The following is a 13496-nucleotide window of genomic DNA, read 5'->3' on the forward strand; positions in this document are numbered from 1 at the left end:
CGGCGCCGGGTTCGCCGTGCGGCCCGGCGAGGCGGCGGGCACGCGGGTGGAGGTGACGTGGTGACGGCGGCCCCGACGGTTCCGATCCGGCTGCTCATCGCCGACGACCAGGCCCTCGTCCGCGGGGCGCTCGGGGCCCTGCTCGACCTGGAGCCGGATCTCGAGGTGCAGGGCCTGGCGGCGGACGGCGCGGAGGCGCTGCGCCTGGCGGAGGAGCTGCAGCCGGACGTGTGTCTGATGGACATCCAGATGCCGGGGGTGGACGGCGTCGAGGCGACGAAACGGATCCGCGCGGCCAGCCCGCAGACGCGCGTGCTCGTGGTGACCACGTTCGCGCGACCCGGGTACCTGCGCGCGGCGCTCGACGCCGGGGCGAGTGGGTTCGTGGTGAAGGACACCCCGGCCGAGGAGCTTGCCGCGGCCGTGCGCCGCGTGCACGCCGGACTCCGGGTGCTCGATCCGAAACTCGCCGAGGAGAGCCTGTTCGAGGGAGCCAACCCGCTGAGCGACCGGGAGCGGCAGGTGCTGCGGCTGGCCGCCGACGGACGATCCGCGGCGGCCATCGCGGCGGAGGTCTTCCTGTCGGCGGGCACGGTGCGCAACCACCTCTCCGCCGCGATCGGCAAGACCGGCGCCGAGAACCGGGCGCAGGCGGTGCGGATCGCGTCCGACAAGGGCTGGCTCTGACGCCTCTGGCGGGTGTCGGAGGCCGCGCGTACTGTGAGGGCCGACGGGTGACGGAGCCCGACAGGAGGAGTGCGTGATGGACTGGAAGATCGAACTCATCTTCGTGCCGGTCAGCGATGTCGACCGGGCGAAGGACTTCTACGTGAAGATCGGCTTCCACGCCGACCATGATCAGATGCCGTACGAGGGCCTGCGCTTCGTGCAGATGACCCCGCCGGGATCGGCCTGCTCGATCGCCTTCGGCACAGGGCTGACCAGCGGCTTGGAGCCGGGGCAGCAGAACACCATCCAGGTGGTCGTCCCCGACGCCGACGAGGCTCTCGCGCACCTGCGGGGTCTCGGCGTGGAGGCCGAGGGCGTGGACGAGCAGGACTGGGGCCGTTTCGTGCGCTTCGACGACCCGGACGGCAACACCTGGACCCTGCAGGAGCTCCCGGACTACAGCGCCCAGGGGTGACGACGGTCCCCGGGCCGGGTCTGGGGATGGGGGCGTGTGCGGTTCGGGTTCGGGTTCGTCCCGGGTCTGGTTCGGGTTCGTCCCGGGTCCGGTTCGGGTTCGTCGGCTGGGGGTCGTGTGCGGTCACAGATGCACGACCTCGGGACGCATGCACGACCGGCGACAGTGTCTGGTCGTGCAGATGGAACGGGGTAGTGCATCTGTAGGCGGGCTCGGGACGCGGGTCCCCGTCGGGGCGGAGACGTACGACCTGGGGACGAGTGCACGACCCGGGTGACGGATGCACGACCGGGTGACGGATGCACGACCGAGGGTGGGTATCGGTCGTGCGGGCGGAACCGGGGCGTGCGGGCCGAACCGGGGACGTCCGCGCGGAACCGGGTCGGGCGGGTGTGCCTGTGCCTGTGCCTGTGTGGAAGGTCCGGAGTCGGGCGACGGCTGCACGACCGGGCGACGGATGCACGACGGGGGGAGGGGGTGTGTTCGTGCGGGCGGAACCGGGTCGTGCAGGCGGTCCGGGATCAGGGAGGTCCGGGGGTCAGGGGAGGCGGGTGGCTCCGCCGGACACGACGAGGCCGCCGGAGGCCGGGATCGCGACGCGGAGTTCGCTCGGGCGACCGACGTGGGCGCCCTGACGGATGCGGACGGTGTCGCCCGGATAGCCCTGGGCGCGGAGATAGGCGCCGACCGAAGCGGCCGCGGACCCTGTCGCCGGATCCTCGGTGATGCGCCCCACGGGGAAGAGGTTGCGGGCCTGGATCTCGGCCGGATCGTCGGCGTGCAGCACCGTCACCGTGCCGTGCCAGCCCTGCGCGCGCATGAGAGTGGCGACCTCGGCGGGGGAGAAGCGGAACTGGTGGAAGAGCTCCCGGTCGGCGACGAAGACGATCGGGTGCCAGTTGCCTGCGAACGCCTCACGGACCGGGAAGCGCGGGTAGACATCGGCCGGCTCCATCCCCAGCAGCGCGAGGAGACGGTCACGCGCGACGGGGTCGAGGTCGCGTACCTCCGGCTCGACGCTCGTGAACGACACCGTGACCCGGCCGTCCGCGTCCGCGAAGGACTCCATCGACACGTCTCCGGCCGCGGTCGCGAACACGACCGTCCCCGGACCCTGCCGCTCGGCGAGGGCCACCGCGGTCGCGACGGTCGCATGCCCGCAGAACGGCACCTCCGCAGCCGGCGACCAGTAGCGCACGCGGAAACGGGAGCCGTCCGCCGCGGCGTCCTGCACGAACGCGGTCTCCGAATAGCCGACCTCGGCCGCGATCCGCTGCATGTCCGCCTCCTCGAGTCCGTCCGCGTCGAAGACGACCCCGGCGGGGTTGCCGCCGTCCGGCGTCGCGGCGAAGGCGCTGTAGCGCAGGACCTCAGGAGCATCCGTCATTCCGGGAGCCTATCGGCCCGCACGGGTCAGGAGTTCACGCGGATGATCTCCTGCTGGTACGGCGCGATCACATCGCCGGAGATCCGGAGGTCGAGGACGAGGAAGCGTCGGGTCGCCGGGTCCTCCTCGGCCCACGCAGCGAGGCGATCGAGGTTGTCCAGCGTCCGCACGACGATGCCCTCCGCACCGACCGCCGCCCCGAACGCGGCGAAGTCGACCTCGGGGATGCGCATCGGACCCTCGGCCAGGCCCTTCAGCCCGTAGAGGTTGACCTCGGCCCCGTACGCGGCGTCATTCCAGACCACGGCCATGCCGCGTCCGCCCGCCGCCCGGACGGCCGATTCGAGGTCGGCGATCGCCATGAGCCCGCCGCCGTCGCCCGAGGTGAGCACGATGGTCGCGTCCCGACGGGCGAGGGCCGCGCCCACCACGCTCGGCCAGCCCTGTCCGATCGACTGGAACGCGGTGCCGATCATCATCATCCGGTCGGGCGCGGCGACCGGCCAGTACATGTTCGCCCAGCCGATGAAGTGCCCGCCGTCCGACACCACGACGCGGTCGTCGGGGAGGAGCTCGGCGATCCGGCGCGCGGCGGAACGCGGGTCGAGGCGGCCGTCCGGCGCGAGCTCGTCTCCCGGCTCGTACGCGCGGGCCGCGGCGACATCGACCGTCTCCCGCCACGGGCGGGCGGGCACAACTGCGGAGTCCGCGCCCGACACGCCGCCGGAGTCGGGGGCCGCCCCGGCGAGTCCGGCGGCATCTCCGAAGTCATGTCCGGAGGAGAGGCGGGTGACGAGGGCCTCGGCGGCGAGGCGGGCGTCGGCGCGGACGAAGCCGCCGACGTGGGCGTGCGTGGCGGCCGGAGCGGTGTCGATCTGGTACACCCGGGTGCCCGGGGCGAACAGGTCGCCGAAGCGCATCGTGAACTGGTTGAGGCTCGCGCCGAAGACCACCGCGACGTCGGCGGTCCGCACGAGCTCCATCGCCCCCTCGGCGCCGAAGCCACCGGTGACCCCGAGGTCGTACCGGGCGTCCGGGAAGATGCCGCGGCCGAGGGCGGAGGAGGCGGTGAGGGCCCCGGTCTGCGCGGCGAGGGCGCCGAGAGCCTCGCCCGCGCCGGCCAGCCACGCCCCGCGCCCGGCGAGGAGGAACGGACGCTCGGCGTCGCGCAGGGCGGCAGCGATCTCATCCAGCATGCCCTCGGCGAAGTCCCCGCGCGGCGCGAGCGGCGCGGGGAGCCGGGGAGCCGGGGCCGTCGGCACCGCGCCGGCCTCGAGGGCGGCCACGTCGTAGGGGATGGCGAGCACGACGGGCACGCGATAGGTGAGGGCGTGCTCGACGGCGATGACGGTGGTCGCGGCGGCATCCGTCCGCCCGACGGTGTAGGTGCGCGCGCCCACCGCCGAGGCCAGAGCGATCTGGTCCACGTCCCACGGCCGCGGCCCCGATGTGGGCTCGTCACCGACGACGAGGACGAGCGGCACGTGCGCCTGCACGGCCTCGGCCAGCGCCGTGATCGTGTTCGTGAAGCCGGCGCCGTAGGTGGAGGTGCCCGCGGCGATGCGGCCGGAGGCGCGGAAGTGCGCGTCGGCGGCGACGACCGCGCCCTGCTCGTGACGGACGGCGGTGAAGGTGGCGTCGGTCTGCGTCTCGAGGGCGTCGAGGAAGTAGGCGTTGCCGTTGCCCATGACGCCGAAGACGGCATCGACGTGCTGGGCGAGGGTGAGGGCGACGTGCGCGGAGACGGAGGGCATGGAGAAGCCTTTCGAGACAGGGACGGAGAAGGGGGATCCGTATGTGTCTCGCCCTCGCGGCGATGCGAGGTGCTTCGTGCCTCTTTTTCAGGCACCGGCGGGGCCGGACCTGCTCAGTCTAGCGGCGGCCCGGACGGAGCGGATGCGCGAGAATGGACCGATGACGGATGCATCGATCGAGCGCGAGACGCTCACGTGGGACGGCTTCGGCGCGGCGACGCGCGATCTGGCGCGGAACATCATCGCGACGGGCTTCGAGCCGGAGGTCGTGGTGGCGATCGCGCGCGGCGGCCTGCTCCCGGCCGGCGCCATCGCGTACGGGCTCGGCGTGAAGAACTGCGGCGCCATCAACGTCGAGTTCTACACCGGCATCGGCACCGTGCTGGACGCCCCCGAGGTGCTGCCGCCCGAACTCGACATGGCCTACCTCGACGGCCGCCGCGTGCTGCTCGTGGACGATGTCGCCGACTCCGGTCGCACACTGGCGCTCGCGGTGCAGCTGCTGCAGGAGAAGGGCGCCGACGTGCGCTCGGTCACGATCTACACGAAGCCCTCGACGATCATCCAGCCGGACTTCGCGTGGAAGGACACCGACCTCTGGATCGACTTCCCCTGGTCGTTCCGCGGTACCGTGCGTCAGGAAGACGAGGGACTGCCGCCCACGGCCTGATCAGGAGTCGTCCGCGGCACCGCGCCGCAGGGCCAGGAGGGTCTGGATCGTGTCGGCCTCCGCAGCGGTCTTGTCCGGACGGTAGCCCTTGACCCGGGCGAAGCGGAGGGCGAGGCCGCCGGGGTAGCGCGGGGACCGCTGCACGCCGTCGATCGCGATCTCGACCACGAGCTCCGGCCGGAGGAACACCGTCGACGCCGAGCGATGGGTCTCGTGCGCCCGGAACTCCTCTGTCTGCCACTGCAGCAGCGCATCCGTGAGGCCCTTGAACGTCTTGCCCACCATCACGAAGCCGCCGGGGTCGCCGAAGTCGCCATCCGGGTCCCGTGCTCCGAGGTGCAGGTTCGACAGCCATCCGCGCCGTCGCCCCGACCCCCACTCGGCGCCCAGCACGACGAGGTCGAACGTGAGGACCGGTTTCACCTTGACCCAGGACTTGCCGCGGCGACCGGCGGCATACGGCGCATCCACGGCCTTCACCAGCACGCCTTCATGACCGGCCGCTAGGGCTTCACGGGACAGGCGCTCGGCCTCCTCCGCGCTGTCGGTCACGATGCCGGGCATGCGCCACTCGCCGGCGACCTCGGCCAGGACCTCCTGACGCACTGACAGTGGCTCGTCCAGCAGGTCGCGGCCGTCCACGTGCAGGACGTCGAAGAACCAGGGGCGCAGGGCGAGCTCGCGCGCGGCATCCGCACCGAACCGGGACATCGTCTCCTGGAACGGCCGGGGACCGCCGTCCTCGTCGAGCGCCAGGGTCTCGCCGTCGAGGATGACCTCCTGCGCGGGAAGGCCGCGGACGACCTCGACGATCTCGGGCAGGCGGTGGGTGACGTCGGCGAGGCTCCGCGTGTAGATGCCGACCTCGTCGCCGCGGCGGTGCACCTGGATGCGCGCGCCGTCGAGCTTGTACTCGACCGAGGCGCGTCCGGTGATCTCGAGGGCGGCCGTGGGCGTCGGCGCCGTGGCCGCGAGCATCGGGAGCACGGGGCGACCCACCCGGAGCCCGACCTCGTCGAGCGCTCCCTCGGCACCGGTGAGCGCGAGGAGCGCCGTCTCGCCGAGGTCGCCGGAGAGCATGGCGGCTCGTCGCACGGTCGCGGCCGGAGCCTCGGCGGCACGGGCGATCGCGTCGAGCAGCACGCCGCCCAGCGCCCCGGTGCGGAGCTCCCCGAGCATGGCCCTGATCAGGAAGTCCCATTCGGGAGCCGTCGCGCGGGCGGCGAGATCGTGCAGGAGCGCGCTGCGGACACCGGCCGATCCGGAGCCGGACGTGTGCGCGAGGGTGTCGAAGGCGTGGTCGACCTCCGCGATGGTCAGGGTCGAGGTCGCGCTGTGCTCGATCGCGAGAGCGGTCAGTCCCCGCCAGCCCACGCCGAGGCGACCCTGGCGGGGCGTGGCGAGGAGCAGCCCCACGAGAGGGGCGATGTCGTCGACGTCGGCCCTGCGGAGCAGCGCGGCGATCGCCTCGATCTTGGCCAGACGGGACGAGGTCGCGGCGACCTGGTCGGTGGTGGTGACGAGCTCCGAGAGCAGCATGCGGGCATCCTCCCACCGGGGTCGGACACCGCACGAGACGGTTGACAGCGACGACCGGGCCGTGGCGTCAGCGCCCGCGGAACTCCGGTTTCCGCTTCTCCTGGAACGCGGCGAAGCCCTCGCGGTAGTCCTCGGTGTCGCACAGGGCGGCCTGCGCCGCGTTCTCGACGTCGATGGACTCCCACAGGGTGAGGCGTTCGTCGCGGATGCGGGCGACGAGCTCCTTGCTCGCCCGGAAGGCGGCCGTGGCGCCGTGGGCGGCCTTCCCCGCAGCGGCCGTCGCGGCGGCGAGCACCTCGTCGTCCGGGAAAACCTGGGAGAAGAGCCCCGAGCGCACGGCTTCCGTGCCGCTCATGAGTCGGCCCGTGTAGATGAGGTCGAGGGTCTTGTGCGGGCCGAGCCGGTCGAGGAACAGCGCGTGCCCGCCGGAGTCCAGGGTCGCGCCGAGGGCGGCGAACGGCGAGCCGATCTTCGCCGATTCCGCGACGTACACGACATCCGTCGCGATGAGCAGGCCGAGTCCCACGCCCAGACAGGCGCCGTGGGCGACGGCGAACGTCGGCGCGGGGAAGCGGGACATCCGCTGCAGCAGCGGTGTCACCCGCCCGCCGAGGTAGCCGAGCACGTCGTCGTCGCGCGGATCGACGGCGGAGATGTCCCGCCCGGCGCAGAACGCCCGCCCTTCACCGCGGAGCAGCAGCGCGCGCACCCCGGCGGCCTCGGCATCCCGGTACGCGGCGTCGAGCTCCGCGAGGGCGGCCTCGTCCAGGGCGTTGAGCTTCGCGGGGGCGTCGAGCACCACGGTGGCGACGTCGTCGGTGATGGCGAGATCGATCATCAGGACTCCTCAGACGTCGTAGTCCACGACCACGCGGTCGCTGGTGGGATGGGACTGGCAGGTGAGCACGTAGCCGCGCTCCAGCTCGTCGGGCTCCAGGGCGTAGTTCTCGGTCATCGTGACGCTGCCCTCGATCACGCGCGCGCGGCAGGTGCCGCAGACGCCACCCGCGCACGCGAACGGCGCGTCCGGCCGCACCCGCAGTGCGGCGTTCAGCACCGACTCGCGCGCCGCGACCGGGCTCTCCACCGTCGAGGACACGCCGTCGAGGTTCACCTCGATCCGCACCGTCTTCTCGCCCGAGCGCACCGTGACCGGCCGGGCGGCCCGCACCGGCTCGTCGCCGGTCGTGAACAGCTCGAAGCGCACGTGCTCGCGGGGCACGCCCACGTCGGCCAGCACCTCCCGGCAGAGGTCGACGAGCGCGAGCGGTCCGCACAGGAACCACTCGTTCACGTCGGCCGGGTCGATCAGCGCGTCGAGGATCGTCCGCAGCTTGGGCTCGTCGATGCGGCCCGAGAGCACCGGCGCGGTCCGCTGCTCGCGGGACAGCACGTGGTGCAGCGTGAGCCTCGTCGGGTAGCGGTCCTTGAGGTCGGCGAGGTCTTCCAGGAACATCACGTCCAGCGTCGACCGGTTCGTGTAGAGGAGCGTGAACCGCGAGGTCTGCGACCGGGAGAGCACGGTGTGCGCGAGAGCCATCAGCGGCGTGATCCCGGAGCCGGCCGCGATGCCGACGACGTGCTTCTCGTCCAGGTCGTCGAGGCCGGAGGTGAACGTGCCCTGGGGGCTCATGACGTCGATGCGGAAGCCCGGGTGCAGGCCGGTCTGGGCCCACGTGGAGAACGTCCCGCCCTCGTCGCGCTTCACGGCGACGCTCAGACGGGTCGGCATGCCGTCGGTGCGGTGCTCGGGCGCCCGGCACAGCGAGTAGGAACGCCGCACCTCCACGCCGTCCAGCATCGTCCGCAGCGCCACGTACTGCCCGGGGAGGTGGTCGTAGTCGTCGGCGAGTTCCGCAGGCACCGTGAAGGTCACCTCGACGGAGTCCTCGGTGAGCGGACGGACGTCCTCGACCTCGAGCGTGTGGAACCGGGCACGGGTGCGCGCCCGGGCGGGGGAGGCGGGAGAGGGCGCCGGCGTCGTCGCCGGGGCCGGGGAGAACAGCGACATCAGTGCACCTTGAAGTGATCGAAGGGTTCCAGGCAGGCGCGGCACTCGTACAGCGCCTTGCACGAGGTCGAGCCGAAGCGGGAGACCTCCCGGGTGTCGAGCGAGCCGCAGCGGGGGCAGCGCACGCTGAGGGCGAGCCGGATCGGACCGGCGGGTACGGCCGCGCGGCCGCTGGGCGGCGCGATCCCGTAGGCGCGGAGCTTCTGCTTCCCGGCGTCGCTCATCCAGTCGGTGGTCCACGCGGGGGAGAGCACGAGCCGCACCTCGACGTCGGCGAACCCGGCGGCCGTGAGCGCGAGGACCACGTCGTCGCGGATCGTGTCCATGGCCGGGCACCCGCTGTAGGTCGGCGTGATGTCGACGACCACGCGCTCGCCGCGGAGCTCGACCGCTCGCAGCACGCCGAGGTCCTCGATCGTGAGCACCGGCACCTCCGGGTCCGGCACGGCGGCGGCGATCCGCCAGGCCTGGGCCTCCGCGTCGGCGGCGGTCCGGGTCACCATGACGCCCCCGGGTGTCGTCGCGCCAGGACCTGCATCTCGGCGAGGAGGTGGCCGAAGGGGGTCGCGTGCGCGCCGTTCCGGCCGCCCGCCGACGACGCCGGAACCTCCGGCACCGTGAGCTCGGCCTCGGCGAACACGGTGGCGATGACCGCGTCGAACGGAGCGCGGAGGGTCGACGGGCGCACGGCGACGTCGCCGAGCCGGTCGATCAGCGGCTCGTCGCGGAACAGCTCGTCGACGTACGGCCACACATCCGCGAGGGCGCGGATCATCCGCCGCCGCGACTCCTCCGTTCCGCCCGCCAGGCGCAGCACCCACTGCACGGCGTGGTCGCGGTGGTAGTCGACCTCCTTGAGCGCCTTCTCCGCGATCGCGGCGAAGGTGGGCTCGGAGCTCGCGCGGAGGGCGGCGTAGAGCTCCACGAGGTAGACCGAGGCGACGAGCTGGCGCGCGATGGTCTGCGCGAAGTCGCCGTTCGGCTGCTCCATGATCCACGCGCTGCGGAACTCCGGCTCGTCGCGGAAGTACGCGAGATCGTCCTCGGAACGGCCGTCCCACGTGCCCGCGAAGTGCAGGAAGGAGCGCGCGTGGCCGAGCAGGTCGAGGGCGATGTTGCCGAGCGCCACGTCCTCCTCGAGCTCGGGGGCCCGGGAGATCCAGGCGCCGAGCTGCTGCGACAGGATGAGGGCGTCGTCGCCGAGCCACAGGGCGTACTCGGCGATGTCGGCGCTCGCCGCGGTCGTGCCGGCGCCCGCGAGCTCTTCGCTGAGCCGCAGCTCGTCGACGGAGACGTCGCCATGCGCCTCCCCGTGGACATCGCCGAGTCCCTCAGCGGCGCCGAGTCCCTCAGCGGAGCCGGGTCCCTGAGCAGGGCTGGGGCCCTGAGCCTGTCGAAGGGTCACAGGTGCGGCACCCCCTCGGAGGCGGTGTAGTACACCGCGTGCCGGTAGTTCTTGCCGGCGGGGCTCTCGAAGTACGCCCCCTTGGCGTCGGGGTCGCTCGTGGTGATCGCCTCGGCGGGGACTGCCCAGATCGACACGCCCTCGCCCCGGCGGGTGTAGAGGTCGCGCGCGTTGCGGATGGCCATGTCGGCGTCGGGGGCGTGCAGCGAGCCGACGTGCACGTGGCTGAGCCCGCGGTTCGCCCGCACGAAGATCTCCCACAGGGGCCAGACCTCCCGGCCCTGGGTCCCCGAGCTCGTCGAAGGGTCGGCTCCGGGGGTCGCCATCACGCCACCGCCCCTTCGACACGCTCCCGGCTGAGGCGGGAACGCTGCTTGCGGGCGTACTCCGCGGCGGCCTCCCGCACCCACGCGCCCTCGTCGTGCGCCGTGCGGCGGCGCTCCAGACGCTCGGCGTTGCAGGGGCCGTTGCCGCGCAGCACCTGGAAGAACTCGTCCCAGTCGATCTCGCCCATCTCGTAGCGACCGGTCTCCTCGTCGAACCGCAGGTCGGGGTCGGGGAGGGTGACGCCGAGGATCTCGGCCTGCGGCACGAGCATGCCGACGAACCGCTGACGCAGCTCGTCGTTGGAGAAGCGCTTGATCTTCCACGCCATCGACTGGGCGGAGTTGGGGGACTGGTCGTCGGGCGGCCCGAACATCGCCAGGCTCGGCCAGTACCAGCGGTCCACCGCATCCTGTGCCATCTGCCGCTGCTCGTCGGTGCCGCGCATGAGCGAGAGCAGGATCTCGAACCCCTGGCGCTGGTGGAACGACTCCTCCTTGCAGATGCGCACCATCGCGCGCCCGTAGGGACCGTAGGAGGCGCGGCACAGCGGCACCTGGTTGCAGATCGCGGCGCCGTCGACGAGCCAGCCGATCGCGCCCATGTCGGCCCAGGTCGGGGTGGGGTAGTTGAAGATCGACGAGTACTTCGCCTTGCCGGAGATGAGCTGCTCCATCATCTCGTCGCGGGTGATGCCGAGCGTCTGCGCGGCGGAGTAGAGGTAGAGCCCGTGCCCGGCCTCGTCCTGCACCTTCGCCATGAGGATCGCCTTGCGCTTGAGGCTCGGGGCGCGGGTGATCCAGTTGCCCTCGGGCTGCATGCCGATGATCTCGGAGTGCGCGTGCTGGGAGATCTGCCGGATGAGGGTCTTGCGATAGGCCTCGGGCATCCAGTCGCGCGGCTCGATGCGCTGCTCGTTCGCGATCAGCTCGTCGAACAGGCGTTCCTCGTCGGAGGTCTCGCCGTCCACGAGGGACAGGTCTGCGGGACTGGTCATCGTCGACTCCTCGGGCTCCGGTCCTTCTTTACTGACCGATCGTTAGGTAATTCTGACACACGCGACGGCCCGATTCAACAGGACGTGTCAGCGGGAGCGCGAGATCAGCGCCAGCAGCGCGCGGCCGTAGGCCTCCGCCGGGTCCGGGTGCTCGAACCGCAGGGGGGTACCGGCGAGTTCGATCTCGACGCGGAACGTGTCGGGGAGGCGGGTGAGGGCACGGAACGTCCCGCGGAGCAGGTCGCGCAGCTGGTCCTCGCGCGGCAGCCACACCGCATCGGCGAGGGTCACGGCGTCGAGCGCCCACTCCGTCGTGCCGTTGAAGGCGAGGTCCGTGCCGGCCGGCGTCTGCCGCGCCTCGATGGTCATCGCGCTCACCGTGAAGACGTCGGCCTCGGCCTCCAGCTCCACCTCGTCCGGCAGATCGAGCTGGAACCGGTCACCCTCCGCGGGCTTCCAGTTCAGGCCGGCATCGCGGAGCGCGACGGCGAGTTCGCGGGTGATCATTCCTCCACGCTACGGCCTTCCCACCGGTCATCCACCGAGAGCGGGCGGCGGGCGGAGTCCTGTCCGAGGTCTGCGGCAGAGTGGAGGACATGAGCTCTCCGACCGCCGTTCCCCTCCGCGAGGCCGCCCGCGCCGCCCTCGGCGAACTCGTCGGCCGTCCCGACGTCGACTTCCACGACGGCCAGTTCGAGGCGATCGAGGCGCTGGTGGAGGGGCGTCGCCGCGCGCTCGTGGTGCAGCGCACCGGGTGGGGGAAGTCGGCGGTGTACTTCGTCGCGACCCTGCTCCGTCGCCGGCAGGGAGCCGGCCCGACCGTGCTCGTCTCCCCGCTCCTGGCGCTCATGCGCGACCAGATCGCCGCGGCCGAGCGCGCGGGCGTGCGCGCCGTGGCGATCAACTCGACGAACGCCCACGAGTGGGCCGAGGTGCAGGAGCGGCTCGCCGGAGACGACGTGGACGTCCTGCTCGTCTCGCCGGAGCGGCTGAACAACCCGGCCTTCCGCGAGGAGCAGCTGCCCGCGCTGGTGGCGCGGCTCGGCATGCTCGTCGTCGACGAGGCGCACTGCATCAGTGACTGGGGGCACGACTTCCGTCCGGACTACCGCCGACTGCGCGACCTCATCGCGCAGATGCCCGCCGACGTGCCGGTGCTGGCGACGACTGCGACGGCGAACTCCCGCGTGGTGGCCGACGTGGCCGAGCAGCTCGGGGCGCTGCCGGGTGGCGCGGGCGGAGCGGAGGCGGTGCCCGTGCTCACGATCCGGGGGCCGCTCGCCCGTACCTCGCTGCGGCTCGGGGTGCTCCGCCTCAAGGACTCGGCGAGCCGCCTGGCCTGGCTGCTCAGCCACCTCGACGATCTCCCCGGCAGCGGGATCATCTACACGCTGACCGTGGCGGCGGCGGTCGACACCGCGCGGTTCCTGCGCGACCACGGCCATGACGTGCGCGCCTACACGGGGCAGACCGACCCCGAGGAGCGTGCGGAGTCGGAGGGCATGCTCAAGCGCAACGAGGTGAAGGCCCTCGTCGCGACCAGTGCCCTCGGCATGGGGTTCGACAAGCCGGACCTCGGGTTTGTCGTCCACATCGGCGCGCCGTCCTCACCCGTGGCGTACTACCAGCAGGTGGGACGAGCGGGGCGTGCCAGCGAGAGCGCCGACGTGCTCCTGCTCCCCGGTGTCGAAGACCGCGAGATCTGGCACTACTTCGCGACCGCGTCGATGCCGGACCGGGAGCGTGCTGAACGGGTGATCGCGGCGCTCGGCGACAGCCCGATCTCGACGCCGGCGCTGGAGGCCCTCGTCGACATCCGCCGCACGCCCCTCGAGCTGCTGCTGAAGGTGCTCGACGTGGATGGTGCCGTGCGCCGGGTGCAGGGTGGGTGGGTCGCGACGGGACAGCCGTGGACGTACGACGCCGAGCGCTACGAGCGCATCGCCGCCGAGCGGGTGGCGGAACAGGAGCACATGCTCGAGTACGAGCGCACGGACGGCTGCCGGATGGCCTTCCTGCAGCGGGCTCTCGACGACGACACCGCGGCCCCGTGCGGCCGGTGCGACAACTGCGCGGGCGTGTGGTTCCCGGCGGAGGTCGCGCAGACGGCGAGCGCACAGGCGGCCGCCTCCCTCGACCGGGTGGGCGTGCCGGTCGAGCCGCGTCGCGCGTGGCCGACAGGGGCCGACCGCCTCGACGTGCCGGTGCGCGGCCGCATCCCTGCGGGAGAGCAGGCCGACGAAGGGCGTGCCCTCGCCCGGCCCA

The 13496-nt window shown here is 72.4% G+C and carries 14 protein-coding genes; 4 read left to right on the forward strand and 10 right to left on the reverse strand.

The genetic code is table 11. From position 1 onward, the window contains the following. Positions 1 to 57: 57 nt before the first annotated feature. Positions 58 to 687 carry a response regulator transcription factor gene (locus D8M34_RS16735; protein ID WP_025103819.1) on the forward strand — a complete coding sequence of 210 codons (630 nt, stop codon included), beginning with the start codon at positions 58 to 60 and terminating at the stop codon, positions 685 to 687. A gap of 76 nt (positions 688 to 763) precedes the next feature. Continuing rightward, positions 764 to 1144, forward strand: coding sequence for a VOC family protein (locus D8M34_RS16740; protein WP_126894574.1), 381 nt, complete (start codon positions 764 to 766; stop codon positions 1142 to 1144). A gap of 538 nt (positions 1145 to 1682) precedes the next feature. On the opposite strand, the gene D8M34_RS16745 is transcribed toward D8M34_RS16740, so the two are convergent. Then, a complete protein-coding gene (locus D8M34_RS16745; protein WP_126894575.1) occupies positions 1683 to 2531 on the reverse strand; it encodes a PhzF family phenazine biosynthesis protein in 849 nt (282 codons plus the stop codon). A 26-nt stretch (positions 2532 to 2557) separates the two neighbouring features. Continuing rightward, positions 2558 to 4285: a thiamine pyrophosphate-binding protein gene (locus D8M34_RS16750; RefSeq protein ID WP_126894576.1), complete on the reverse strand. Its 1728-nt coding sequence runs from the start codon at positions 4283 to 4285 to the stop codon at positions 2558 to 2560. A 160-nt stretch (positions 4286 to 4445) separates the two neighbouring features. Between D8M34_RS16750 and D8M34_RS16755 the strand changes: the two genes are divergently transcribed. Further along, positions 4446 to 4955 (forward strand): phosphoribosyltransferase, encoded by a 510-nt coding sequence (locus D8M34_RS16755; protein WP_060923485.1) that lies wholly within the window; start codon positions 4446 to 4448, stop codon positions 4953 to 4955. Here D8M34_RS16755 and D8M34_RS16760 read toward each other — a convergent pair whose 3' ends face one another. The 8 genes from D8M34_RS16760 to D8M34_RS16795 all read right to left on the reverse strand — a co-directional run bounded on the left by D8M34_RS16760 (position 4956) and on the right by D8M34_RS16795 (position 11738). Further along, positions 4956 to 6494 (reverse strand): ATP-dependent DNA ligase, encoded by a 1539-nt coding sequence (locus tag D8M34_RS16760; RefSeq protein WP_126894577.1) that lies wholly within the window; start codon positions 6492 to 6494, stop codon positions 4956 to 4958. A 67-nt stretch (positions 6495 to 6561) separates the two neighbouring features. Then, positions 6562 to 7332 (reverse strand): enoyl-CoA hydratase/isomerase family protein, encoded by a 771-nt coding sequence (locus D8M34_RS16765; RefSeq protein WP_126894578.1) that lies wholly within the window; start codon positions 7330 to 7332, stop codon positions 6562 to 6564. A gap of 9 nt (positions 7333 to 7341) precedes the next feature. Further along, positions 7342 to 8505, reverse strand: coding sequence for a 1,2-phenylacetyl-CoA epoxidase subunit PaaE (gene paaE, locus D8M34_RS16770; RefSeq protein ID WP_126894579.1), 1164 nt, complete (start codon positions 8503 to 8505; stop codon positions 7342 to 7344). Next, positions 8505 to 9008 carry a 1,2-phenylacetyl-CoA epoxidase subunit PaaD gene (gene paaD, locus D8M34_RS16775; RefSeq protein ID WP_085606791.1) on the reverse strand — a complete coding sequence of 168 codons (504 nt, stop codon included), beginning with the start codon at positions 9006 to 9008 and terminating at the stop codon, positions 8505 to 8507. Before paaD ends, paaE begins: the two co-directional genes overlap by 1 nt. Beyond that, on the reverse strand, positions 9002 to 9784 hold the full coding sequence (gene paaC / locus D8M34_RS16780; RefSeq protein ID WP_238695695.1) for a 1,2-phenylacetyl-CoA epoxidase subunit PaaC: 783 nt from the start codon (positions 9782 to 9784) through the stop codon (positions 9002 to 9004). Before paaC ends, paaD begins: the two co-directional genes overlap by 7 nt. A gap of 122 nt (positions 9785 to 9906) precedes the next feature. Next, the gene (gene paaB / locus D8M34_RS16785) at positions 9907 to 10236 is read right to left on the reverse strand and encodes a 1,2-phenylacetyl-CoA epoxidase subunit PaaB (protein WP_025103829.1); all 330 of its coding nucleotides are present in this window, start codon (positions 10234 to 10236) and stop codon (positions 9907 to 9909) included. Beyond that, complete coding sequence (gene paaA / locus D8M34_RS16790) at positions 10236 to 11231, reverse strand: 1,2-phenylacetyl-CoA epoxidase subunit PaaA (protein WP_126894581.1); 996 nt, start codon at positions 11229 to 11231, stop codon at positions 10236 to 10238. Before paaA ends, paaB begins: the two co-directional genes overlap by 1 nt. A gap of 87 nt (positions 11232 to 11318) precedes the next feature. Then, positions 11319 to 11738: a pilus assembly protein CpaE gene (locus tag D8M34_RS16795; RefSeq protein ID WP_085606785.1), complete on the reverse strand. Its 420-nt coding sequence runs from the start codon at positions 11736 to 11738 to the stop codon at positions 11319 to 11321. An 89-nt stretch (positions 11739 to 11827) separates the two neighbouring features. Between D8M34_RS16795 and D8M34_RS16800 the strand changes: the two genes are divergently transcribed. After that, a partial coding sequence (locus D8M34_RS16800) for a RecQ family ATP-dependent DNA helicase (RefSeq protein WP_148113069.1) occupies positions 11828 to 13496 on the forward strand: 1669 nt, incomplete at its 3' end.

Source organism: Microbacterium sp. HSID17254 (assembly GCF_003989315.1).
Taxonomy (GTDB): Bacteria; Actinomycetota; Actinomycetes; order Actinomycetales; family Microbacteriaceae; genus Microbacterium.

What these genes read in the sequence shown, in the direction of transcription:
- D8M34_RS16795 (WP_085606785.1), bottom strand. Translation starts at nt 11,738, where the DNA reads ATGATCACCCGCGAACTCGCCGTCGCGCTCCGCGATGCCGGCCTGAAC.
- D8M34_RS16755 (WP_060923485.1), top strand. Translation starts at nt 4,446, where the DNA reads ATGACGGATGCATCGATCGAGCGCGAGACGCTCACGTGGGACGGCTTC.
- paaD (WP_085606791.1), bottom strand. Translation starts at nt 9,008, where the DNA reads ATGGTGACCCGGACCGCCGCCGACGCGGAGGCCCAGGCCTGGCGGATC.
- D8M34_RS16740 (WP_126894574.1), top strand. Translation starts at nt 764, where the DNA reads ATGGACTGGAAGATCGAACTCATCTTCGTGCCGGTCAGCGATGTCGAC.
- D8M34_RS16760 (WP_126894577.1), bottom strand. Translation starts at nt 6,494, where the DNA reads ATGCTGCTCTCGGAGCTCGTCACCACCACCGACCAGGTCGCCGCGACC.
- D8M34_RS16750 (WP_126894576.1), bottom strand. Translation starts at nt 4,285, where the DNA reads ATGCCCTCCGTCTCCGCGCACGTCGCCCTCACCCTCGCCCAGCACGTC.
- paaA (WP_126894581.1), bottom strand. Translation starts at nt 11,231, where the DNA reads ATGACCAGTCCCGCAGACCTGTCCCTCGTGGACGGCGAGACCTCCGAC.
- paaB (WP_025103829.1), bottom strand. Translation starts at nt 10,236, where the DNA reads ATGGCGACCCCCGGAGCCGACCCTTCGACGAGCTCGGGGACCCAGGGC.
- D8M34_RS16745 (WP_126894575.1), bottom strand. Translation starts at nt 2,531, where the DNA reads ATGACGGATGCTCCTGAGGTCCTGCGCTACAGCGCCTTCGCCGCGACG.
- paaE (WP_126894579.1), bottom strand. Translation starts at nt 8,505, where the DNA reads ATGTCGCTGTTCTCCCCGGCCCCGGCGACGACGCCGGCGCCCTCTCCC.
- D8M34_RS16765 (WP_126894578.1), bottom strand. Translation starts at nt 7,332, where the DNA reads ATGATCGATCTCGCCATCACCGACGACGTCGCCACCGTGGTGCTCGAC.